This is a genomic window from Poseidonibacter parvus (assembly GCF_001956695.1).
In the GTDB taxonomy this organism is placed as follows: Bacteria; Campylobacterota; Campylobacteria; order Campylobacterales; family Arcobacteraceae; genus Poseidonibacter; species Poseidonibacter parvus.
This window is the reverse complement of the sequence record NZ_CP019070.1, coordinates 2,574,692-2,598,362: the sequence shown is the minus strand read 5'-3', so window position 1 is coordinate 2,598,362 and position 23,671 is coordinate 2,574,692. Positions and strand designations below refer to the sequence as shown.

Genomic DNA, 23,671 nt, shown 5'->3' with positions numbered 1-23,671 from the left:
ATGGAAGTAGGTTTAATAGTTTTATTTTGGTATGGAGTACTTCATGCTTTTGGAGCTGATCATATCGTTGCAATAATCAACTTTTCACTTGGAAAAAGTAAAACAAAAACATTTTTGATTACTTTTGCCTTTGCAATAGGACATGGTTTAATGTTGTTTATTTTTGCAAAGGTTTTACAAGAGTTTACTTCAATAGATTCATATCTTGGATATGGAGATATTATAAGTTCATCAGTAATTATTGCTATGGGAATATATTTGATATATCTTGTAAATGCTAAAAAAATCATCTTAGACAAGCATATGCATGAAGGTAAAGAACATATACATTTGAGTTTTGCAAAAAATCATACTCATAAAAAAACAGATACAAAAAGTGCTTTTATTATAGGTTCACTAATGGGAATTGGTGGTGTAAGAGGTATGCTTATTACTCTTGGTGTTATAAATTCACAAAGTGTAGATTTTACTATGGTTATGGCTTTTGTTTTAGGGGTTAGTTTAGTGTTTATATGTTTTGGGTTTATTATAAATTATATAAATGAAAATGTTTTAAATAGTACAAAAAATATAAAAAGAGTATTTACAACAGCTGGAATTGTCTCAATTTTAGTTGGAACGAATATGATATTAGGATAAGGAGAAAATATGCTTTTAACGAATAGAGAACAAGAAAAACTGATGATTTACACAGCATCAAAGCTTGCACAAGAACGCAAGGATAGAGGTTGCAAACTTAATTTTCCAGAAGCAACTGCTATTATAACTTCATATATACTTGAAGGTGCTAGAGATGGGAAAAGTGTTGCCCAACTTATGGTTGATGCTACAAAAGTTTTAAACCATGATGATGTTATGGATGGAATTGCTTCTATGATGGATATGGTTCAAGTGGAAGCTACTTTTGATGATGGAACAAAACTTGTAACAGTTCATAGTCCAATACAAGGTAATGACACAATGATTCCTGGTGAATATATTGTAGAAGATGGTGAAATTGAACTAAATGAAAATAAAGAGATTACAACTTTAGAAGTTGAAAATACAGGCGATAGACCAGTGCAAATTGGTTCACATTATCACTTCTTTGAAGTAAACAATAATCTTGATTTCAATAGAGGTGATGCTTATGGAAAAAGACTTGATGTTGCTGCTGGTACTTCAGTACGATTTGAACCAGGAAGTAAAAAGAAAGTAAATTTAGTTTCATATAGTGGAAATAGATATATGAGTGGTTTCAATGGTTTAGTTGAAGGTAACTTAGATGATGAAACTGTAAAAGAACAAGCTATGAAAAACTTATCAATATTTTTAGGGGAGAAATAATATGAAAATTTCAAAACAAAAATATGCTGCGATGTATGGACCAACTACGGGTGATAGATTTAGATTAGCAGACACATCTTTAATTGCCCAAATTGAAAAAGATTATACAACTTATGGTGAAGAAGTAAAATTTGGTGGTGGTAAAACTATTAGAGATGGAATGGCTCAAAGTCCAAAAGCTGTTGATGTTGCTGATTTGATTATTACAAATGCTGTGATTATTGATTATACTGGTATTTACAAAGCTGATATTGGAATAAAGAATGGAAAGATTTTAGCTATTGGAAAAGCTGGAAATCCTGAGCTTTGTGATGGAATAACTGAAGGTTTAGAAATAGGTGCTAATACTGAGATACTTTCTGCTGAAGGAAAAGTAATAACAGCAGGTGGAGTTGATTCACATATTCACTTTATTTCACCAACGCAAATAGATGAAGCTTTAAGTTCTGGAGTTACTACAATGATAGGAGGTGGTACTGGACCAAACACTGGTACTAATGCAACTACTTGTACTCCAGGTGAGTGGAATATTTCTAAAATGATTGAATCGGTTGAAAACTATCCTTTAAACTTTGGTTTTATGGGAAAAGGAAACTCTTCATCATATGAAGCCTTACAATCACAGATTGAAGCAGGAGCAATGGGTCTTAAACTTCATGAAGACTGGGGAAGTACTCCAAAGGCAATTGATACTTGTTTAAGTGTTGCAGATGATTTTGATATACAAGTTGCAATTCATACAGATACTTTAAATGAATCAGGTTTTGTAGAAAATACAGTGGGTTCATTTAAGAATAGAACTATTCATACTTTCCACTCTGAAGGTGCTGGAGGAGGTCATGCTCCTGATATTATGAAAGTTGCAGGTTTAGCAAATGTATTACCATCTTCAACAAATCCAACTTTACCATATACAAAAAATACTATTGAAGAGCATCTTGATATGCTTATGGTTTGTCATCATTTAAGTCCAAAAATTCCTGAAGATGTAAGTTTCGCAGAATCTAGAATTAGAGGTAAGACAATTGCAGCTGAAGATGTACTTCATGATATTGGTGCTATTAGTATTACAAGTTCTGATTCACAAGCAATGGGTAGAGTTGGAGAAGTTCTTATTCGTACATGGCAAGTTGCTGATTCTATGAAAAAACAAAGAGGTGCATTACCAAGTGATAATGAAAAGTGTGATAATGAAAGAATTAAAAGATATATTGCAAAATATACTATAAATCCTGCCATTGCATGTGGTATTGATGAGCATGTAGGAAGTGTAGAGGTTGGTAAGATGGCTGACCTTGTTATGTGGGATAGAGCTTTATTTGGAGTGAAACCTTCTTTAGTTATTAAAGGTGGATTTATTGCTTTAAGTGTAATGGGTGATGCAAATGCTTCAATTCCAACACCAGAACCAAACTTATATAGAAAGATGTTCGGTTCAGAAGGAAAAGCCAGTGCAAAAATTAGTGCTATCTTTACTTCAAAAGTTGCAAGTGGTGATTTAAAAGAAAAACTTGGAATTGATAAAAAGGTATTGGCTGTTAAAAATACTAGAAATATCGGTAAAAAAGATATGAAATTAAATGACTTTATTGGAGATATTGTAGTTGACCCTGAAACTTATGATGTTTTAGTTGATGGTGAATTAATCACATCAGATTATGTAACAACAGTGCCAATGGCTAAAAAATATTTTATGTTCTAAGAATAGAACATAAAATATAATAGCTGTAATATAAGAATAAAGCACTTAGTTATTGTATTTACTTATATTTATAATATAAGTTTAGATTAACATTTTTTTGATAATATTTCAAAAATGCAACTTGGTTGCATAATTAAAAAGGAAATTATTTGAAGAAAATTATCTTAACAACACTACTTCTATCAACTTTAGTAATGGCACAGAACTCTTTTATATATAAATATTCAAAAAAAGATTTTTCTAACTCTGCAACAAAACTTGAAGGAAAAATACAAGATCTTGGTATTAACTTATCAGTAAAACAACATCAATTTAGTTTAGGATATATAAATGATAAAGTAGATAGAGAACATTATCTCAGTCATAATACTCTTGAATCATTAGATGTTAAGAAATATAATCTAAAGTATGAAAATAAAATCAATGAAGCTCTTAGTTTAAAAGCAAACTATATAAAGATTATTGACAATTTAGCACCAACAGATCAAGGAAAGATTTATGGGCTTGGAGCAAAATACAATATAAACAAGGGTTTAGAATTAGCAGTTGATTTATATAAAAGTGATTATAAAACTTTTGATGTACACCAATATGACTTCTCTCTTAGTAAAAAACTAAAAATAGATAATTTAAAAGTAAAAGTATCTGCAATAGTTAAATCTATCAATATTGATGGAGAAAAGTATGGGAGTTATTCTTTTGATGATAAGGATTATTTAACAGCAGGTTTAAAAGTAAATGCAAATTATAATAGTTATCTATTAGGTGCACAGGCATTTTTTGGGAAAAGAGTATTTACAGTATTTAATGATGGAACAAAAGTTCAACATCATGCTATGGAACAAGATAAAAGATATATGATAAGTTTAGGTAAAAAATTTAAAGATTTTGATGTGGTACTTGCATACCTTTATCAAAATGGCAAAGAATTACCTGAAAATAAAGATGATGTTGATACTAGTGTCACAACACTTGCTTTTAAATATAACTTCTAAAGTCTAAAAGTTATTGTTTATATAAACTATTTAAAGATTTTGTCTAATTAATAAACAAAGAATTCCTATACAAACCTATAAATTCTTTATACAATTGTATATATATTATATAAGGAAATTCTTTGATAAAAAAAGTAGTAGAAATAAAAAAAGATATCAAAGCTAATGATGAGGTAGAATTATCATGGTTTGATATGCAAAAACCAAATTTAACAGCTGTATCAAATAAGGCTGTAAATTTCATAATAAAAGCAAAATTTACGCACTTACATGAAGATGATATTTTAGTTGCCGAGGATGGTTATGCAATTAAAGTAAAAAGAAGTGAAGATAATATTTATGTGTTTGAATTTACAGATGCTTTAAACTTTGCGAAAGTGGCTTATGAAATAGGAAATAGACATCAACCTGTAATGATTAGTGATATGAATATTACAGTTTTAGATGATATTTCATTAGTAGATATAATTGAAGCTGCATATAAAAATGATGATATAAAAATTACAAAAACTACTGGGTATTTTAAAGCAAATGGAAAAGCACATCATTCACACTAATTTAAAAAGTCTTAGTAGATTTATGCAAATACTTGATGGAACTTTTCCATCTGGTGTATTTGTACATTCTTTTGGGCTTGAACCTCATATTGTAAAAGAGCATGTAAAAGATATTGATACTCTAAAAATATATCTTGAAAACTTGATTATTGACCAATACTCTAAAATGGAGTTTGTGTATGTTAAAAAAACTTATGAGTTATTAGAAAAGAAAAAAGTGAATTTACTTAAAAAACTTGATAATGAAATATCTTCATATCTAACATTTGATTATGCAAAAGCTTCAAAAGATATTGGACATAATTACTATGTACAAATTAAAGATACAGTTTTAAAAGATGAAGTAAAAAAGTATTATTCTTTAATTGAAGAGAAAAAATCCGATGCAAATGAGCTAATAGTATTAGCTTCTTATGCTTATGACTTAGATATAAATATTAAAGATTTTATTGTAATGTGGACTAAAAAGAATTTAATCAATATTGCAGCAACAACGCTTAAAATATCAAGAATAAAACCCTCACAAATTCAAAAAATGCTTTTTGAATTTGATGAAATATTAGAAAATATGGATTTTAATTTTGATGAAAAGATTACAAACTTCAATCCACTGTTTGAAGAAGTGATATTTGAGCATAAAACACTAGAACCAAAAATGTTCGTAACATAATATTCCTCTTTTGCTTTATTTCTGCGTTAAAATTTAAGTCATTTACATTTAGTAACTCCTTAAATCTTGCATTGAACTAAAGCAAAATATAAATATTAGAAAGAATGAAAAAAAGGAAGAAAATGAGTTTAAAAATAGGAATAGCAGGGCCAGTTGGAAGTGGAAAAACTTCACTAATTGAAGCTCTTACAAATATATTAAAAAACAAATACAAAATAGGTATTGTTACAAACGATATTTATACAACAGAAGATGCAAACTATTTAAAGCAAACACTTGATTTGCCTGATGAGCAAATTATTGGAGTAGAAACTGGTGGCTGTCCACATACAGCAATTCGTGATGATATTTCTATGAACCAAAAAGCAGTACAAGAGTTAGAAGAGAAGTTCAATCCTGATATTATCTTTGTTGAAAGTGGTGGAGATAATCTTAGTGCTACTTTTTCTTATGAATTAATTGATTATTATATGTATATAATCGATACTGCACAAGGTGCTGATATTCCAAGAAAAAAAGGGGCAGGATTACTTTTCTCTGATTTATTAGTTGTAAATAAAACAGATTTAGCTCCATATGTTGGAGTTGATTTAGACTCAATGCAAAATGATGTAAAAGAAAATAGAAAAAATAAACCTTATGTATTTATTTCGAATAAAGATGAGAAAACTTTAAATGAAGTTTTAGAGTGGATTGAAGCCTTAGCTTAGATTGAATAAATATAAGAAGATTGTATCTTCTTATATTTTAGTAGAGATTATTTTTGACCTTGACCTTTATTATTCATTCTTTTTTCCATCATTGCCATTCTTTTTTCAGCTTTTAAATCCATTAAAACTTTAAATTGTTCTTTTTGTTTAGATGTTAAAACATTGTAAACTCTATCCATCATTTCAGCTTTTAATTCGATTTTATTGTCTCTTTTTTGTTTCATAATTTCAATAAATTTTGCTTTATCAAATGAAGTACTTGTAAAAGCTACAGTTGGAGTAACTCTTTTTTTCATTAAATCTTGTTTGATTGTTCTAATTTGTTTTTTCTGATCTTGAGTTAAATTCAACTGTCTTAATAATGACATAGGTCCTTTTTGACCTTTCATATGAGATTTTTTCATATGTTTTCCACAAGAAGAATGTCCTTTTTTCATCATACCTTTGTTATCTTTATCTGCATATGCAAAAAGACCTGTACTTAATACTGCTGTTAAAGCTGTTGCTACTAATAATTTTGTTTTCATTTTTAAATCCTTTTATATGTTTTATTATTTGTTACCCTGAAAGTATGACGTAGAGGTTTTAATCGTTTATGAATCTTATATTAATGGTATATTAATGAAGTGTGTTATTTGAGTTAAAGAATAAAAATAAAATAAGGGAATGTTCCCTCATTTTATAAATTACTTTGTATAGCTAGCTTGTTTTGTAGTATTATAGCTTTGTTCATTTTTTATAACAATATGCTCTAAAGCACCTGCTATTTCTTCTTCTTTAAATGTAATTCCATTAGGAACTTTAATACTATGAAGTTGAACAGCACATTGCTTATAGTTTGGTTCAAAAGATTTTGGGTCAAACTCTGCTTTTGTAATTGTGTTAATAAGTTGCTCATTATAATGAAAAGGTACAAAGATATTTCCTTCTCTTACATTTTGAGATTCTCTTACTATGATATCTTTGATTTTTCCTCTAATTGAAGAAATATCTAATCTATCACCACTTTTAACTTCAAGTTTTTTTGCATCCTCTGGATTGATTTCAATCCACGCTTCTGGTGCTAAATCATTTAGTATTGAGATAGTTTTAGTTTTAGTTCTTGTATGCCATTGCTCAACTGTACGACCTGTATTTAATATAAGTGGGAAAGAACTATTTTGAGGCTCGCTCATTGGAAGCCAATCAACACTTAATAGTTTTGCTTTTCCATCTTCAGTTCGACAAGGCATATCCTCACTATAAAGTCTAGGCGTTCCATTTGGATTAGCTTCATTACATGGCCATTGAACTCCACCTAATTCTTCTATTAACTCATAAGTCATTCCTGAATAATCACAAAGTCTTCCTTCACTTAATTTTTTCCATTCATTAAAAGCATCAATTGGTTTTTCCCATTTAGGAAATAAACTTTCATTTACACCTTCAAAGTATTTTGAAAATTCTAATACAATATCAAAATCACTTTTAGTCTCACCTAGTGGTTCAACTGCTTTTCTAGCTCTGTTACAACGTCGCTCACTATTTGTATAAGTTCCTTCTTTTTCACTCCAAGTACTCGCAGAAAAAACTACATCAGCTTTAAATGCTGTTTCACTTTTAAAGGCATCTTGAACAACAAGAAGGTCAAGTTTATTAAGTGCTCGTCTTAGCTTTTTTTGATCTGGAAAGGATACAAGTGGATTAGTTGCTACTAACCATAAGGCTTTTATTTCACCTGTTTCAATTGCATCAATAATTTGTGGATATGAATAACCCCTTGCAGTTGGAACATCTTCTACTGGAACATTTGCAATTGTTGCATACTCTTCTCTATCATAAGAGCTTGCAAAGTTTCTATATCCTGGAATTGATGACGTAAATCCAGTTTCTCTTGTACCCATTGCATTACATTGTCCTGTAATTGAAAGTGCTGTTGCACCCTTTCTTCCAAGATTTCCTGTAATTAGTGCAAGATTACAAATAGCACTTACCGTATCAGTTCCTAGTGAGCTTTGATTAACACCCATTGTCCAAGCACTCATAGCCGCACTTGATTTTGCATAAACACGTGCAAGTTCGTATAAATCTTTTACATCAATACCTGTTGTAATTGCTACTTCAGCAGGAGAATAATTGGCCATGATATGTTTTCTAAACTCTTTATATCCAGTTGTTCTCTCATTTATAAACTTTTCGTTTTCCCAGCCTTGCTCTAAAATAATATGACAAAGTCCATTCATTAGTGCTAAGTCTGATCTTGGTTTTATAGGTACAAACATATCTGCCATTTTTGCAGTTTTTGAAAATCTTGGATCAATTACGATAATTTTTGGTTTTTTACCTGTAATCTTTTTATTTTTTGCAATATGTAGTTTTAAAATAGGGTGGTTATCTGCGATATTTGCACCAATTAACATAATAGTATCAGCATATGAGAAATCTTCATAACATCCAACAGGTCCATCACTTCCAAATGTTTGCTTATATCCCATAACTGCACTTGCCATACAAAGTGTTGTATTTCCATCATAGTTATTTGTTTTAAGTCCCATTTGTACAAATTTACCAAGTGTATAGAATTCTTCGGTTAAAAGCTGTCCTGTTGATACAACAGCAACAGCTCCATTTCCGTGGTTTTTTTGAATATCTTTAAACTTATCACTTGTAGTTTTAAACACTTCATCCCAAGTAGACTCAAGTAATTGTCCATTTTTACGAAGCATTGGTTTTGTATATCGGTTTTCGCTTTGCACCATTTCATGTTCACTTAAACCTTTTGGACAAAGTGTTCCTTTATTAACAGGATGCGCTGGATCACCTTTTGTGTATGTTGGTTTTCCATCTTTAACACCAATATATAAACCACAACCAACTCCACAATATCCACATGTACTTCGTACCCAAGATGTAGGAGCTTTTTGCTTTGCTACTTTTCCAAATACTTTATCATCAACAAGTGCGTATTTATCATTTTTAATATCTACACCTAAAAAGTCTTTAATTTTATTTATCATATTATGTCCTTTGATTTCCAGCGAAGAAATTACCAGCTAGACCAAGTGCTACTGCTGTTTTATAAAATAATAATCTAGATACAACTTCACTTGAAAATGAAATAATAATAGATAAACCTAATACTAAAACTGTACTAGAATAATTACCACTAGCAAGTAAAAGTATTGCTAATAGTGGTAAAACTAAAGCTCCAAGACCTAAAGATCTTTCTCTATATTCATTATGTTTTACAAAGTTTTTTTCATAAAGTATTTTTGTTTTATTTAATTGATAGAAGTTCTCTTCTTTTTGCTCATTTAAATCTTTATAAAAATTCTTTTGTTTAGAAAACTCTTCATATTGAAAATATCCAAGAAATAGTGCAAATGGTAATATTACACCAGCTGTTGTAAACTGTTCTTGAAGTACTAAAATTAGTGTAATTAATAGCAATCCAATATAAGAAACATAGAAGAAAATCTTAGTTGTCTCAATTTTGTTCCAAGATGGACGTGCTTTAATTCTATAAATCATAGATTGTGCATAAATACCATATACACCAGCAGCTAAAACGCCAAGTTCTACAATTAGTTTAAAAACTTGATTGAATTCAAAAAAGAATATCCCTATAAGTAATGTTAATCCGCCTGCATAAACTCCTAGAGCTAAAGCTTCTCTACTAAGCCATGATGTTTTTATATTTTTCATAGCTGTTAAAGCAAGTCCTGGACGACCTAAGTGAAGCGCTGATAGAGGAAGACCAATTGCTGCTGGAATAAATACAGCAATCATCATCCATATACTAGGACTTGCAAGATTGAATCCTAGTAAACTTATAAGCTCACCTAAAACTAAAGTAGCAAAACCACCAACAGATATTTGAGTTAAAATAGTCATAAATACTAAAGGCCATTCTGAATGGTTTGGTTTTATTATATGATCATCTGCTGGTATTACTTTTTCTTGATTTTCTTTTTCATCTATTGTGTATCTAGTTGTTGGTTTTGTTATCTCAATATTTGGTAAATGAGGTGCAATTCCCTCTTTTGCCATATCTTCTTCTAACCAATCTTTTACATTTACAACTTCAATTGCAATTGCTCCTGCAGGACAAGCTTGCACACATGCAGGTGTTTGACCTACATCTAATTTATCATGACACATATGACATTTTGTTACTATTCCTCTATCTTCATTAAACACAGGAACTTCATAAGGACAATTCCATGTACAGTATTGACAACCAATACATGTATCATCATCATGAAAAACAATACCATTATCAAATTTTATATATGATTCTGTTGGACATCCTTTTAGACATTCTGGGTCTACACAGTGATTACAAGACATCGAATTAAAGTGATTTGTAACATTTGGGAAAATTCCACTTTGTGTTTCACCAACTCTTCTCCATTTAATATCTGCTGGATTATTGTTTTGTTCATTACATGCAACTTCACAACAATGACAACCAACACATGCAGTTGCATCAAAATGGAATCTATATTGTTCTCCTTCTTTTGGCTTAGGAATATCAATACTATAATTTCCACATTGCATATTAGTATCAGCTTTATAGTTTATAAAGTCCTCTAGTGGAGTTGTTTCATTGCTACTCATGATTACAGACCAATTCTTGTTTGAATTTCTTCAATTGCTAAACTTGATAAAACTCTTGTATCAAAACTTTCGAATGTTTCATTCTCATTCTTTTCTTCTTTATAAATATTTAAAAGTTTTGCAGTTAATTCTTGTGCTTTAGGAATTGAAACAGCTTTAGTTAATTGTCTAGCTTCTAAAATAGAAGATGCTGCCTTTCCTCCTAGGAAGATTTTAACACCATAACATGAATTTCCTTCTTCATCTTTTGCTTTTGCACCTTCAAAACCAATATCCGCAACACCATGAATTCCACAGCCTTTTGGACATGCTGACCAGTACATTCTTACTTTCCCATCTTCAATTGGAACATTTTTGTTTAAATATTCAGCCATATTAATAGCATCAGGTTTTCCAGGAATTACACCAAAAGAACACTCTTTATTTCCAGCACATGCGATTTGATTATTAAAGTATATATTGTGGTATGAGTCATATTTTTTATAAAGTGATGATTGTTTAATATCTTCAATACTTGAAGTATTAGTTATTATATAAAAACTTTGCTCATATGTTAATCTAACTACACCATCGTGTTTTTGTGCTAATAAAGCAGCTTGTTCTAGATCACTTCCACAAAATATTCCAGAAGGAATACCAAAGTGAATAGCGCTTTTCCCATCTTTAAGTTCAATTGTAGAGGAATCATCAAGAGTAAATTCATCTTTTACTAATAACTCTCCAGCTTGTGGAAGTTCTAGTTTTGAATGCTCTTTAATTGCTTTTGCAAACTCTTCTAAACTAACTGCATCTAAAAGAAAAGTTAATCTATTTTTATTTCTATTATCTCTGAAACCATACTCTTTATATAAAGAAATCACAGCTGCAAATACTTCTTTTACTTGGTGATCTTTGACAAAAAGATTCAAGTCTCTTGCTTGAACACCAACTTTACCACCAAGATATAAGTTAAATCCAATTTCTCCATTTTTTGATGCTAATGCAAAAGCACAGTCATTTCCAAAAATATTACAAGTATTTATACTATCACCTAAAATTGCAATATTAAATTTTCGTGGAAGTGTTCCCATCCAAGCTTCTTGCTCTAAGAATACTGATTGAATTTCTTTAAGTAGTGGCATAGTTTCAATTGGAGATGTTTTAGAATAAGAATCAAAAGGTGAAGTTACAACACCTCTAAAGTTATCACCAGCACATTGAATTGCAGAAATTCCAACTGTTGATAAGTCTTTTAATAATAAAGGTAATTCATTGAATTTTAAATATCTAAATTCAACTTGTCCTCTAGTTGTAATATCTATATAGTCATTTCCATATTTCTTTGAACATTGGGCTAGTTTTAAAGCCTGCTCAACGCTTAATTGTCCACCAGGAATCCTAATTCTGATTACAAATGTTTCGCTAGTTCCTTTGTCATATAATCCAAGACATTTTAAGAAGTGTTTTGTATGAGAATCATTTACCGTTTCTTCATAAGAACCTTTACAAAAATCTTCAAAAGTTTTTATAAACTCCATAGGATCTTGTTCTGATTTCATTTTTTCAATTTTATTGATTTTTTTATTTCTTAAATTGTGTGCTTCTTGTAAAACTTGCATTGTCATAACTCCAAAGTATATTTATTGTTATGATTTTAGCCTTTATTTTATGTAAAATTAAAGTTAGACTATATAAAAAATAGACAATTTTACATTAACTAGATAAATTTTATTTAATTAATGTAAAATTAAGTTTAGAAGTTATACTTTTTCTATTTTTACTGCTGAGTGATTGTAATCTGGTTGTAAAGATTCTTTATCATATAAATCATTGGTTAAGTAATTAATTTCTCTATTACTAACAGGAACAAAAATAGTATCAATTCTAATTTTGTCACTTATTAGTACTTTTGAAATTATTTCACCTCTAATTGAAGATATTTTTATAACATCGTCATCTTTTATATTTAAAGCTTTTGCATTTTTTGGATGTATTTCACAAAAATCTAAATCTTTAAATTTTAAAAGAGTTTTAGGCAGATTTGTTTTAGTACCACTGTGCCATTGGTCCCTTGTTCTTCCTGTTAATAAAATAAAGGGATATTTTAAATTGGCTTTTTCAGATAACAATTTATTTTCTACAAAATGTAGATTTGCTTTTTTGTCTTTTGTAAAAAACTTTTTATTTTTTCTAATATCTTCTCCCCAAATAAATGGCTTGTTCCCAACATCTTTATATGATATATCATACATATTTAAATGAGGATTTAATTTTGTCATCTCTTGATACTCTTCAAATATTTCTTGAGGGTTTTTAAAATTAAACGCATTTTTAAAACCTAGTTGTTGAGCTATTAATTGGAAAATCTCCCAATCTGGTTTACAATCAATTGATGTACGAGTTAATTTTTCTTGTTTTGTTATTGTTCTATCTAGATTAGTTTGAGTACCTTCCTTCTCACCCCAAGGAGCAGCAGGAAGTCTTATATGTGCAAACTGTGCAGTTTCAGAGTTTTCATAAGCATTGATTTCTACAACTAGTGGAATTTCTTTGATAAGCTTTTCCATTTTATTTCTATTTGGCAAATGATAAATAGGGTCAGTATGACAAATAATTAATACATCAAGTTTTGCTTCCATCATCTGTGTAGCTGTAAGACCTGGTTTTGTATCAATGTTTTTTGTATTCCAAAATTGAGATACTTTTTTAATAGCTTCTTTATCAAAACCTAAATGAACAGCAAGCATAGTTGATAAACCACCAACTTCTCTACCACCCATTGCATTTGGTTGACCTGTTAGTGAAAATGGACCATTTCCTTTTGTAAATATTTTCCCACTTAATAAATGGGTGTTTATTAAAGCTAAGTTTTTATCAACACCTTGTGATGATTGATTTAATCCCATTGTCCAAGCACTTATAATATTTGGTGAATTTTTATATAAAGTCCAAAACTGCTCAAATTGCTCTTTTGTCAAGCCTGTTCTTTTTAGCATTTTTGTTGTTGGAATTCTTTTGAATTTATTTTTTAAAAGTTCATAATTATTTACATGAGATAGAACAAATTCCTCATCCACAAGATTTTCATCTATAATTCTTTTTGAAACAAGATTAAAAAAATCAATATCACTATTTGGTTTTAAAGGAAGATGAAGGTCTGCAATTTTAGCAGTATCTGTAAATCTAGGATCAATAACAACGATTTTTAATCCTGCTTTTTTTGCTCTTTTTATTCTATTATGAAAAACAACATGAGCTTCAGCAGTATTTGCACCTGCAAGTATTAATAAATCTGCATGATGAACATCTTCCATTCGAACAGGAACATAATCAATTCCAAAAGCTTTTTTATGTGCACTTACTGCACTTGACATACAAGTTCTACTATTTGTATCTACATTATTAGTTCCTATAAAACCTTTTCCTAGTTTATTAGCAATATAATAATCTTCAGTTAATAATTGTCCTGATAAATAAATTCCGATTTTTTCTTTCGAAGTGCTTTTAATTTTTTCAGCAATTGTACTTATTGTTTCATCCCATGAAACAACTTTATATTCATCATTAATATTTTTTCTTTGATGTGGACGCAGTAATCTTGAAGGAGTTTGAATACTAATTAGTTCTGATATTCCTTTTGAGCAAAGTTTACCTTCATTTACAGGATAGGCTAAATCTCCAAGAAGTTTATCTTCTTCAAATTCGATTCCACATCCAACACCACAATATCCACATACAGATTTTACCATTTTTACTTACCTTAAGCTTTACATTCTTTAATATAAAAGAAATTATACACTATATTTATGTAAAGTTAAGAATAGCCTATATAAAAAATAAACAGTTGTTAAAAAAATCTAATAAATAAATAGAAATTAAGTAATAAAGATATTCCAAATAAAACTTTGTAAACTAGTAATGGATTTCTTTTTAATAAGGGAGTGTTTTTATTGAAAAAAGCTTGTACTTTTTCTGGATTATCAAGTTCAAATTTCATTAGTGAATAATTTGAATATCTAAGTTCTTGATCAACACAAGTTGCTCTTAATATAATACTTTCTAGCCAAAGAGAAATATTACTATTATATTTTTGTGGAAACTTTATATTTTTAAAACTTGGGTTTTGAAAAGGTTCTATTTCTCCATAAGGAAATTCACCGGTTAAGGCTTCATATAAAGTAACTCCAATTGAATAAAGCTCTGTTTGTTCATTTATAGAAGACTCTTGAAATCTCTCAGGTGCAAGATATGAAGGTGTTCCTGCTTTATTTGTTATTGAAAATATCTCTGTTATTGAACCAAAATCAATTACTTTAAATATCCTTTTCCCATCTCTTTGCATTACTATTATATTTTCAGGTTTTATATCTCCATGAACAAGATTGAATTTTAGTAAATATTGGCTCATTGATAACAATGTTTTTGTAAGTGTAATAGATTCATCAATAGATAAAGTTCGTTTTTTTAAATACTGTTTTAAAGTAATACCTTCTAGTTTTGTCATAATATAGTATCTAGCTGATCTTTGTTTTGGTACTACTGATTTTGGAAAAAATCCTGCTTTCAATCTTTTTGCATTCCAAACTTCTTTTGTGTATAAATCTAGAATTTCTTCATTCTCCAAAGCTTCATAAGGTGCAAATTTAATTACATACTCTTTAGAATTTTTTTCACAAACCCAAGTTCTGTCATTTTGGATTAATGAAAGTGTAAGTTTATAGCCATCAAAAATATCACCTTTTTGCAGTTTTTCAGGAATATCAAGAGGTAAGTCTTTATATTTTTGTACTTGATCAATTTCATTGATTTCTAAAATAACTGCTGTTGTATCATCTGGAAGATTCTCTTCTACAAGAGAACTGGCTTTCTTTACAATATGATAAGCACCATTTACAAGATGTTTTGTGAGCATATTTTCACTCATTAAAGAGTACAAGCCATCACTACACATTAAAATTTTATCATCTTTATGAATATTATTTTCAAAATAGAATATTTCTACATCTTTATCTATTCCAATGGCATCTGTTAAAACACTATCCATCCCTTCTTCATTATGGTCATGTGAGAGTTGAGTTAATTCCTTATTTCTATATAAGTAAATTCTACTATCACCCACATTTGCAGCATATAATCTATTACCTTTAATCACACAAATAGTAACTGTAGTTACTAGTTCTGGTCTTTCGTAATCTTTAATTGATTGTGCATATAAAATTGAATTAATTGATGAAATAAAAGTTTTGATAGCTTTTTCAATACTCCAAGCTATTGGAATATTTTTAAAATTTGTGATTAAATGATTTGTAACTTTTTTAGCAGCAAGGGCTCCTTCTTCAGCTGAACCAACACCATCACAAACAACAGCAATTGTTAAATCGTTAAATTGTTTAATTTCATAATAATCATCACCTGTTAGTTCTTGTCTTTTTGCTAATGAAAAACCTGAAGTTGAAATAGTTGCTTTACTCAATTTATCACCTTTTTTATACTTAAATTAAAGCTTATGTTTTAAAGCTTTAATCTAAATATAAAAAGAGCCTAAGCTCTTTTTATATTCTACCACCTGCGCTTACACCCCAAGTAGTTCTCCATCTTGTTTTAACAAGTGAGATTCCTGAGATTGCTACAAATACAACAACTGCAAATATTAAGAATCCAGCTGTATATCCATCAAACGCACCTTTTGACCAACCAAGTGTTTGAATTAAAGCAGTACCACCAAGTCCACCAGCACATCCTACAATACCAGTCATAATACCAATATCTTTACCAAATCTTTGAGGTACAAGTTGGAACACAGCGCCATTTGCCATACCAAGATTTGCCATGATTAAGAATAATACAAAAATTGCAACAGCGAATGGTAATTCGATAGTAGCATTTATAATTGCTAATAACGCAACAACACCATAGAAGAAATATAATGATTTAACACCACCAATTTTATCAGCAACCGCTCCACCCACTGGTCTTAAAATAGCACCTGCAAAGATACATAAAGCACCAAAGTATCCAGCAATAACTTTTACATTTCCTTCATCTAGTACATCAATACCAAATGCTGCCATATCTATTTGATATGTATTCATTAAATAAACTTTCATATATCCTGCGAATCCAACGAAACCACCGAATGAAACAGCATAGAATAAACAGAACCACCAAGTATCTTTATCTTTTAAAAGTTTAACATAATCTTTTAACTTCTTTGGGTTCTTTTTATATACTTCTTCTGGAGCATCTTGTGCTAGGAAGAAATAAGCAACTAATACAATAATAGCCATAAATGCACCAACACCAAATACAGCATCCCATCCCCAAATTTCAGCAATTTTAGGAGCAAATAAGAAATCAATAACAACACCAATATTACCAGCACCTGCAATACCTAAAACAACACCTTGAAGTTTTGGTGGATACCATTGACCAGCTTGAGGAAGTGCAACTGCAAAAGAAGCTCCAGCAAAACCAAGACCAAGTGCAACAATTAATAATTGGTTATATGTGATATTATCACCTTGTAAAAATGCTGTTAAAAGTGCAGCAATAACAATTGATTGTGAAATAAGCGCTGTTAATTTAGCACCAATCTTGTCAACTCCAAAACCAAGTACAATTCTAAGTATTGCTCCTGAAAGAATTGGAAGAGAAAGTAGTGTAGCTTTTTCTCCTGCTGTCATAATATGACCACCTAAAGCTAGAGCTTCACTTATCTCTGTACTAAGAGGTCCTAACATTGTCCAAACCATGAAACTCATATCAAAGTAAAGGAAGGCCATAAACAATGTTGGTGCGTGCCCTTTACCTTTTAAATCTTTTAATCCTGCCATTTTATTCCCTTTAATGTAATTATAAGTTTATTCTATATGAATTATTACTTTATTACTAAGTAATATTGTATATTTAGTAAACAATTGCAAATTATACAAAATATATTAATGTAAAATTAAGTTTTATTCTTCTTGCGATTAAAAGACAAAAATTGGCTACCAAACTTATTCTTTTTTGATTACAATTATATAAATCACAAAAAGGATATTTATGGAAAAAGGATGGAAACAAACTTGGAAAGATTTATTATTTCAACATTTTGAGATTTCAGATATAGATGCTTTTAAATCATATCTTCCAAAAAACTGTAAGTTTGATAGTTTTGATGGTAAATATTATTTAGGTTTAGTTTCAATGACTATGAATGATGTAAAACATAAGTCAACGGGAAATATTATTTGGTTTAAGAAATATAATGAATTAAATGTAAGAACATATATTATACACGATAATAAACCAGGAGTTTTATTTCTAAGTTTAGATGTAGACAGTTTAATATCAGTTTTAGGTGCAAGGGTTTTATATGGCTTACCATATAGAATAAGTAAATATAATAGTATTCAAAATATTGTATCTTCTTATAGAAATTCAAAATTACAATTTAAAACAGAATATGAAATAGTTTCTAAAGCAAAAATACCTGAAGCCAATACCTTTGCAAATTGGAGTACAAATAGATATTTTTTTGTAAATAAATACTTAGGAATTAGTTTTAAAGCTAATATCAGTCATGAACCTTGGTCTCTTTGTAGTGCTATTACAAAGAATAGTAATTTGTTGGTTTTAGATGAATATAAAATTAACTCTCAATACCCTCAAACTTTTTATTGTAAAGAAATTAATGTCACTACAAATACATTAGAAAGGATATGAAAGTCAATAAATATACTTTTTATGTAATTTTAAGATTATAAAAAGACTTATCAAGAAGTTTTACTATAAAACTTTCTTAAATAGATTTATATTATGTAAATTTAAGTTAAAATGTATAAATAATAAACATCTACTTTGTATAATCATTAAAAATTTCTGTTAGAATTTTCCTATCTTAAAAATTAATATAAAAAATTAAAGGGGAAGAGATGATTAAGCAAGTAGTAAAAGTTGGTTTAGGATTATCGTTAGTTGCAAGTACATTATTAGCTGCACCGGAGAAAACAAAGTTAAAGATAGGGTTTATTGCCTTAACAGATTGTGCTCCATTAGTAATAGCTAAAGAAAAAGGTTTTTTTAAAGCTGAAGGTTTAGATGTACATGTTGCAAAAGAAGGTGGTGGTTGGCCAGGAATTCAACAAAAAGTAATTTCTGGAGAATATGACTTTTCACATGCATTAGCAGGAATGCCTATTGCTGCAACATTAGGAATCAATGGTAATGCTCACTTACAAGCTTTATTATCTTTAGACTTTAATGGTAATGCGATTACTTATGGTAATAATATTATTGAAAAAATGGAAGAATATGGTTTAGATAAAACTGAAAGACCAGTATCTGCTGAATCTTTAAAAAAATATATTGATGCAAAAAGAGCTAAAGAAGGGAATAAATATCAGCCACTAAGTTTTGGTATGGTTCACCCAGTTTCTACGCATAACTATGAATTAAGATATTGGATGGCTTCATCTGGTATTAGACCTGACCAAGATTGTACAATTAAACCTTTCCCACCACCAACAATGCCATCAAACTTAATTGCTGGAAATATTGAAGGTTACTGTGTTGGTGAACCTTGGAATTCAAGAATCGTACTTAAAGGTAAAGGTTCTGCATTAGTTACTAACTACGATATTTGGAATAATAATCCTGAAAAAGTTTTACAAGCAAGAGCTGATTTTGTTAAGAAAAACCCAGAAACAACTAAAGCAGTTATGAGAGCAGTTATTAAAGCTCAAAAATGGCTTGATGAATCTTGGGAAAACAGAGAAGAGGCAATTGGTTACTTAGCTAAGAAAAACTATGTTAAAGCTCCTAAAAATGTATTAAGAAAATCAATGTCTGGAACATTCCTTTATAATAAAGGTGTAGATTCTGCAAACCCAATGTTTAACGTATTTGCAAATAACTATGCAGCATATCCATTCTATTCACATGGTATGTGGTTTGTAACTCAAATGTATAGATGGGGACAACTTGATAAACCAGTTGATATGAAAGCTTTAATTGAAAAAGTATATAGACCAGATTTATTTGCCGAAGTTGCTGCAGAAGTTGATTATAAATTACCTCCAAGTGCTTGGAAAAAAGATGGTGTTGATGAATATAATAAATTCTTAGATGGTAAAATTTGGGATCCAAATAAAGCTGTTGATTATATTTTTGATGTAAAAGTTCAAAATTCATTAGTATCAAAAGAAGTTTTAATGAAAGCTAATAAATGGTCTGTTGAAACTAAACAACCAAAATATGAGTGTCATTATGGACCAGCAGGGTGTGCTGATCCTAAGTATGTAACTAAGTAGATTTCTCTACTTAGTCAATAAAAAAGATAAAGCTAAAAGCTTTGTCTTTTAAGTGTCTAGCAAAAAACATCGTACTTAATTTACACTAGGTACTTAAAAGTACAAAAAAATAAAAGGTTTAATTAAATGAACAAAGAACTGATGAAAAAGATTATATTGCCATTTATTGTATTATTTTTAATAATTCAATTTTGGTCTGGTCTTGCAACAATTGTAGAAGATTTTCCAACACCAAGTGATACAGCAGTCTATGCTTTTGGAGGAGAGACTTCTGATGGAGATGAAATAGAAGGTGTTTTATCTGATCCATTCTATATAGAAAATCAAGATGATATGGGAGTATTTTGGCAAATACTTGAATCATTAAAAAGAGTTTTTGCAGGTTTTGCACTAGCTATTTTAGTTGGTATTCCTATTGGTTTATTAGTTGGAATGAGTAAAAATGTTCAATATGCACTTGACCCATTTATTCAAATATTTAAACCTGTTTCACCATTAGCATGGCTGCCATTATTGTTATTCATTTTTCAAGATATTAATGCAACAGCGATTTCTACAATTTTTATTACATCAATCTGGCCGATTATTATAAATACTGCTCTTGGTGTTAAAAATGTAAGTGAGGATTATTTAAATGTTGCAAAAGTATTAAGATTTACTGCAATGGAGAAAGTATATAAAATTATTCTACCAGTTGCTGTTCCTTATATTTTTACAGGGATGAGATTATCTTTAGGTATTGCATGGCTTGTAATTGTTGCAGCTGAAATGCTTACTGGTGGTATTGGTATTGGTTTCTGGATTTGGGATGAATATAATAACCTTGCTTATCATAATATTATAATAGGAATTATTCTAGTTGGTTTAGTTGGATTTATTTTAGATGTAGTTATGGGCAGAATTGCTGATTATTTTGACTATAGAAAAAGAATGTAAGGAAGAAAGAAATGAACGAAAAATTTTTACAATTAGAAAATATAGATAAGACATTTCCCCTTCCTGGTGGAAAAGAGTATAAAGCAGTTGTTGATGTAAATGTTAATATTGCAAAGAATGAAATTATTTCAATAATTGGGCACAGTGGTTGTGGTAAGTCAACACTTCTTAATATGATAGCAGGATTAGATTCACAAACTAAAGGTAATATTATTTTAAATAATAAAGAGATTAAAGGACCAGGACCTGAACGTGCTGTTGTTTTCCAAAATCACTCTTTATTACCTTGGTTAACAGTTTATGAAAATATTGAATTAGCAGTTAAAAAAGTAATGCCAGAACTTGATGCTTCAGAATTAAGAGCAAGAGTTGAAAAATTTGTATCAATGGTAAACTTAGATCATGCAAAAGATAAATTTCCTGGAGAAATATCAGGAGGTATGAAACAAAGAGTTGGAATTGCACGAGCTTTGAGTATTAAACCTGATGTATTACTAATGGATGAACCTTTTGGAGCACTTGATTCATTAACAAGAGCAAATTTACAAGAGCATTTAATGAGAATTCAACAAAGCGTTGAAAATACTGTAATTATTATTACTCATGATATTGATGAAGCAGTTTTATTAAGTGATAAAGTAATTATGATGACAAATGGTCCAGAAGCTACTATTGGAGAAATTTTAGAAGTGGATTTACCAAGACCTAGAAATAGAGTTGAGCTTCAAAGTCATCCTGAATATATTAGATGTAGAGAAGCAATTTTAAGTTTCCTTTACGAAAAATTCGCAAAAGATGATGAATAAAGTTATAAACTAAAAAGTATAAGATATAAGTTATCTTATACTTTTATATTGAATTCTGCAATCATAGCGTTTGCTAATAATCTTAAACTTCTTTTATCAACTTCATTTTTTACATTATCTTCAATATTAATTATATTTTTATGGAATTTCTCAAAAAAAGCCATAATTTTAGGATCTTTATCGTAAGTGTTATTTACTAATGCTCCTTCATCAAGCATTTCAAGAACTAAATCTTTTTTATCCATAAATGCTGCATAATTTATTGGTTTTAATCCAAATTTATCAGGAATATTTATAATATCTGGATTGTAAGAATGAATTAATTTAAAATACCTTGTTGTGTCTTTCCATATACAATTATGAATCACACTTCTACCTTTGTTATCAACTGCTTCTAAATCAGATTTTGCTTCAAGTAAAAGTTTTACTGTATATTCACAATCTTCAACAACTGCTTTATGTAAGGGAGTTAATCCTTCATGGTTCTTTGCATTTACATCTACACCTAGATTTATTAAGTTTTGCATCATTTCAAGATACTGTTTTTTTTCTTTTTTTCCTATATGAGAATTATTATAATCCATAAGTTCGAAAATAATATTGTGATCTTCTTTATCTCTTAGATTAATATTAATATTTGAATCTCTAAATATCTTAAATAAATTCAAATTAAAATATAAAATTGAATCAAAAAATAAAGGTTTACCTTTTGAGTTTAGTTGTTCAAAATCAATTTTTGAATGTTCTATTATTTTAGTAATAACTGTTAAATATTCACCATCAATATTTAGCTCTTTTTCAATTTCTTTATCTAAGGGTTTATGATTTTGGTTGAATAGTATAATATCACTTAGTATTTCAATACAGTTCTTCCCTTTTTTATTTTTTATATTTGGATTTGCATTATGTTTTAAAAAATTTATAATGGTTTTTATATGTTCTACACCTTTTAATATAAGTATTGATAAAACAGTTTCACCCCATATATTTTGATGATTTATTGAAATCTTTTTATTTGTTAAAAATACTTCAATTAATTTTTCATTTCCACTTCTAGTTGCTGCAAAAAATGCACTTTCATTTTTATCATCAAGTGCTTCAATATCTACACCTTTTGCTATTAATTCTTTTATCATTAATAGATGATTTTCTCTTTCTTCAAGATTATCTTTAGGAGTATTTAAATAGTGATTAATCGATTCTATTAAAATTGTTGTGTTATCTGAAGCTCTAGAATTTATATCACAGCCTAACTCAACAGCTTTTTCTAAAATCTCAACATTTTTATAACCTTTTGAAAGTGCATAAAATAAAAAGTTTTTACCCTTTTTATCTTGTATTGTAGGATCTGCACCTAATTCTAGTAGACTTATTGCAATATTATTGTTTTTTAAAACAACTTCTTGTTGTAAAACTGTATTTCCTGATTTGTTTACATGATTAATATCTACATCACTTAATTTTGCAACTAATTCAATAATTTCTTTTTTTCCATTTGAAAGAGCATCAAAAATTAAATTATTACCATATTTATCTTCATTTGATAAGTTACTTGATTTTGATATTATATAGTTAACTAATCTATTGTTACTTGCAATAATGGCTTCTTGAATTAATGATCTTTTGTAAATATTTAAGTGATTTACGTTTGCGCCAGATTCTATTAATATAGTTACTAAGGGTAAGTTATTAGAATGAAGTGAATAAAATAAAGCTGTATCATTTTCAGCATTCACAATTTCCATGTCAACTTTTTTATTTATTAGCCATTTAACTGATTCAATATATCCACCTTTTGAGCATAAGTGAAGGAATGTCTCTTTTTTGTCATTCTGCCAATTTAAGTCAATATTACTAGCTTCATATATTGATTCTATTTTTTTTTGATTAAATACAGGATTTAATAATTCTTTTAATAAATCTTCTTCTTTAAAATCTTTAATTTTACTAAAACCTTTTAACATACATCATCTTTATATTAGAATTTTATTTATTTTATAATCAATTAGCTAAAAGATAGATATATTGGAGTTCTTTTAAATTTGAAAATATAAATTAAAAAAAATACAATCAAATGTATAATAAATATACAGCAGGT

Annotated in this window: 19 protein-coding genes; 11 read left to right on the top strand and 8 right to left on the bottom strand. The window is 29.0% G+C overall.

The window, feature by feature from the left end:
• From LPB137_RS12790 to ureG, 7 genes are all read left to right on the top strand, one after another.
• Window positions 1-639: a cytochrome c biogenesis protein CcdA gene (locus LPB137_RS12790; protein WP_076088694.1), complete on the top strand. Its 639-nt coding sequence runs from the start codon at window positions 1-3 to the stop codon at window positions 637-639.
• Between the two features lie 9 nt (window positions 640-648).
• Window positions 649-1,326: an urease subunit beta gene (locus LPB137_RS12785; RefSeq protein WP_076088692.1), complete on the top strand. Its 678-nt coding sequence runs from the start codon at window positions 649-651 to the stop codon at window positions 1,324-1,326.
• Window position 1,327: 1 nt separating this feature from the next.
• On the top strand, window positions 1,328-3,028 hold the full coding sequence (ureC, locus tag LPB137_RS12780) for an urease subunit alpha (protein WP_076088690.1): 1,701 nt from the start codon (window positions 1,328-1,330) through the stop codon (window positions 3,026-3,028).
• A 149-nt stretch (window positions 3,029-3,177) separates the two neighbouring features.
• Entirely contained in the window at window positions 3,178-4,023 is an 846-nt protein-coding gene (locus LPB137_RS12775) for a hypothetical protein (RefSeq protein WP_076088688.1), read from the top strand.
• A gap of 122 nt (window positions 4,024-4,145) precedes the next feature.
• Window positions 4,146-4,580, top strand: a complete 435-nt coding sequence (locus LPB137_RS12770) for an urease accessory protein UreE (RefSeq protein WP_076088686.1) — start codon at window positions 4,146-4,148, stop codon at window positions 4,578-4,580.
• A 22-nt stretch (window positions 4,581-4,602) separates the two neighbouring features.
• Entirely contained in the window at window positions 4,603-5,250 is a 648-nt protein-coding gene (locus LPB137_RS12765) for an urease accessory UreF family protein (protein ID WP_228144673.1), read from the top strand.
• Window positions 5,251-5,354: 104 nt separating this feature from the next.
• The gene (gene ureG / locus LPB137_RS12760) at window positions 5,355-5,960 is read left to right on the top strand and encodes an urease accessory protein UreG (protein ID WP_076088682.1); all 606 of its coding nucleotides are present in this window, start codon (window positions 5,355-5,357) and stop codon (window positions 5,958-5,960) included.
• A 47-nt stretch (window positions 5,961-6,007) separates the two neighbouring features.
• On the opposite strand, the gene LPB137_RS12755 is transcribed toward ureG, so the two are convergent.
• From LPB137_RS12755 to LPB137_RS12725, 7 genes are all read right to left on the bottom strand, one after another.
• Window positions 6,008-6,487 carry a Spy/CpxP family protein refolding chaperone gene (locus LPB137_RS12755; RefSeq protein ID WP_076088680.1) on the bottom strand — a complete coding sequence of 160 codons (480 nt, stop codon included), beginning with the start codon at window positions 6,485-6,487 and terminating at the stop codon, window positions 6,008-6,010.
• Between the two features lie 159 nt (window positions 6,488-6,646).
• Entirely contained in the window at window positions 6,647-8,956 is a 2,310-nt protein-coding gene (locus tag LPB137_RS12750) for a molybdopterin oxidoreductase family protein (RefSeq protein ID WP_076088678.1), read from the bottom strand.
• Window position 8,957: 1 nt separating this feature from the next.
• Window positions 8,958-10,559, bottom strand: coding sequence for a DmsC/YnfH family molybdoenzyme membrane anchor subunit (locus tag LPB137_RS12745; RefSeq protein WP_076088676.1), 1,602 nt, complete (start codon window positions 10,557-10,559; stop codon window positions 8,958-8,960).
• 2 nt (window positions 10,560-10,561) lie between these two features.
• Window positions 10,562-12,157: a ferredoxin--nitrite reductase gene (locus tag LPB137_RS12740; RefSeq protein WP_164707227.1), complete on the bottom strand. Its 1,596-nt coding sequence runs from the start codon at window positions 12,155-12,157 to the stop codon at window positions 10,562-10,564.
• 141 nt (window positions 12,158-12,298) lie between these two features.
• The gene (locus LPB137_RS12735; RefSeq protein WP_076088673.1) at window positions 12,299-14,287 is read right to left on the bottom strand and encodes a molybdopterin oxidoreductase family protein; all 1,989 of its coding nucleotides are present in this window, start codon (window positions 14,285-14,287) and stop codon (window positions 12,299-12,301) included.
• A 98-nt stretch (window positions 14,288-14,385) separates the two neighbouring features.
• Window positions 14,386-16,011, bottom strand: coding sequence for a protein kinase domain-containing protein (locus LPB137_RS12730; protein ID WP_076088671.1), 1,626 nt, complete (start codon window positions 16,009-16,011; stop codon window positions 14,386-14,388).
• A gap of 79 nt (window positions 16,012-16,090) precedes the next feature.
• Window positions 16,091-17,371, bottom strand: coding sequence for an MFS transporter (locus tag LPB137_RS12725; protein ID WP_076088669.1), 1,281 nt, complete (start codon window positions 17,369-17,371; stop codon window positions 16,091-16,093).
• 211 nt (window positions 17,372-17,582) lie between these two features.
• On the opposite strand from LPB137_RS12725, the gene LPB137_RS12720 reads away from it, so the two are divergent.
• From LPB137_RS12720 to LPB137_RS12705, 4 genes are all read left to right on the top strand, one after another.
• Window positions 17,583-18,245: a DUF2071 domain-containing protein gene (locus LPB137_RS12720; protein WP_076088667.1), complete on the top strand. Its 663-nt coding sequence runs from the start codon at window positions 17,583-17,585 to the stop codon at window positions 18,243-18,245.
• Between the two features lie 209 nt (window positions 18,246-18,454).
• Complete coding sequence (locus tag LPB137_RS12715) at window positions 18,455-19,831, top strand: CmpA/NrtA family ABC transporter substrate-binding protein (protein ID WP_076088665.1); 1,377 nt, start codon at window positions 18,455-18,457, stop codon at window positions 19,829-19,831.
• A gap of 126 nt (window positions 19,832-19,957) precedes the next feature.
• Window positions 19,958-20,767 (top strand): nitrate ABC transporter permease, encoded by an 810-nt coding sequence (ntrB, locus tag LPB137_RS12710; RefSeq protein ID WP_076088663.1) that lies wholly within the window; start codon window positions 19,958-19,960, stop codon window positions 20,765-20,767.
• A gap of 11 nt (window positions 20,768-20,778) precedes the next feature.
• Window positions 20,779-21,573 carry an ABC transporter ATP-binding protein gene (locus LPB137_RS12705; RefSeq protein ID WP_076088661.1) on the top strand — a complete coding sequence of 265 codons (795 nt, stop codon included), beginning with the start codon at window positions 20,779-20,781 and terminating at the stop codon, window positions 21,571-21,573.
• A 35-nt stretch (window positions 21,574-21,608) separates the two neighbouring features.
• On the opposite strand, the gene LPB137_RS12700 is transcribed toward LPB137_RS12705, so the two are convergent.
• Window positions 21,609-23,537 carry an ankyrin repeat domain-containing protein gene (locus LPB137_RS12700; RefSeq protein WP_076088659.1) on the bottom strand — a complete coding sequence of 643 codons (1,929 nt, stop codon included), beginning with the start codon at window positions 23,535-23,537 and terminating at the stop codon, window positions 21,609-21,611.
• Between the last annotated feature and the right edge of the window lie 134 nt (window positions 23,538-23,671).

What these genes read in the sequence shown, in the direction of transcription:
- LPB137_RS12785 (WP_076088692.1), top strand. Translation starts at nt 649, where the DNA reads ATGCTTTTAACGAATAGAGAACAAGAAAAACTGATGATTTACACAGCA.
- LPB137_RS12705 (WP_076088661.1), top strand. Translation starts at nt 20,779, where the DNA reads ATGAACGAAAAATTTTTACAATTAGAAAATATAGATAAGACATTTCCC.
- LPB137_RS12745 (WP_076088676.1), bottom strand. Translation starts at nt 10,559, where the DNA reads ATGAGTAGCAATGAAACAACTCCACTAGAGGACTTTATAAACTATAAA.
- ureC (WP_076088690.1), top strand. Translation starts at nt 1,328, where the DNA reads ATGAAAATTTCAAAACAAAAATATGCTGCGATGTATGGACCAACTACG.
- LPB137_RS12715 (WP_076088665.1), top strand. Translation starts at nt 18,455, where the DNA reads ATGATTAAGCAAGTAGTAAAAGTTGGTTTAGGATTATCGTTAGTTGCA.
- ntrB (WP_076088663.1), top strand. Translation starts at nt 19,958, where the DNA reads ATGAACAAAGAACTGATGAAAAAGATTATATTGCCATTTATTGTATTA.
- LPB137_RS12735 (WP_076088673.1), bottom strand. Translation starts at nt 14,287, where the DNA reads ATGGTAAAATCTGTATGTGGATATTGTGGTGTTGGATGTGGAATCGAA.
- LPB137_RS12720 (WP_076088667.1), top strand. Translation starts at nt 17,583, where the DNA reads ATGGAAAAAGGATGGAAACAAACTTGGAAAGATTTATTATTTCAACAT.
- LPB137_RS12725 (WP_076088669.1), bottom strand. Translation starts at nt 17,371, where the DNA reads ATGGCAGGATTAAAAGATTTAAAAGGTAAAGGGCACGCACCAACATTG.
- LPB137_RS12755 (WP_076088680.1), bottom strand. Translation starts at nt 6,487, where the DNA reads ATGAAAACAAAATTATTAGTAGCAACAGCTTTAACAGCAGTATTAAGT.
- ureG (WP_076088682.1), top strand. Translation starts at nt 5,355, where the DNA reads ATGAAAAAAAGGAAGAAAATGAGTTTAAAAATAGGAATAGCAGGGCCA.
- LPB137_RS12765 (WP_228144673.1), top strand. Translation starts at nt 4,603, where the DNA reads ATGCAAATACTTGATGGAACTTTTCCATCTGGTGTATTTGTACATTCT.
- LPB137_RS12700 (WP_076088659.1), bottom strand. Translation starts at nt 23,537, where the DNA reads ATGTTAAAAGGTTTTAGTAAAATTAAAGATTTTAAAGAAGAAGATTTA.
- LPB137_RS12740 (WP_164707227.1), bottom strand. Translation starts at nt 12,157, where the DNA reads ATGCAAGTTTTACAAGAAGCACACAATTTAAGAAATAAAAAAATCAAT.
- LPB137_RS12750 (WP_076088678.1), bottom strand. Translation starts at nt 8,956, where the DNA reads ATGATAAATAAAATTAAAGACTTTTTAGGTGTAGATATTAAAAATGAT.
- LPB137_RS12790 (WP_076088694.1), top strand. Translation starts at nt 1, where the DNA reads ATGGAAGTAGGTTTAATAGTTTTATTTTGGTATGGAGTACTTCATGCT.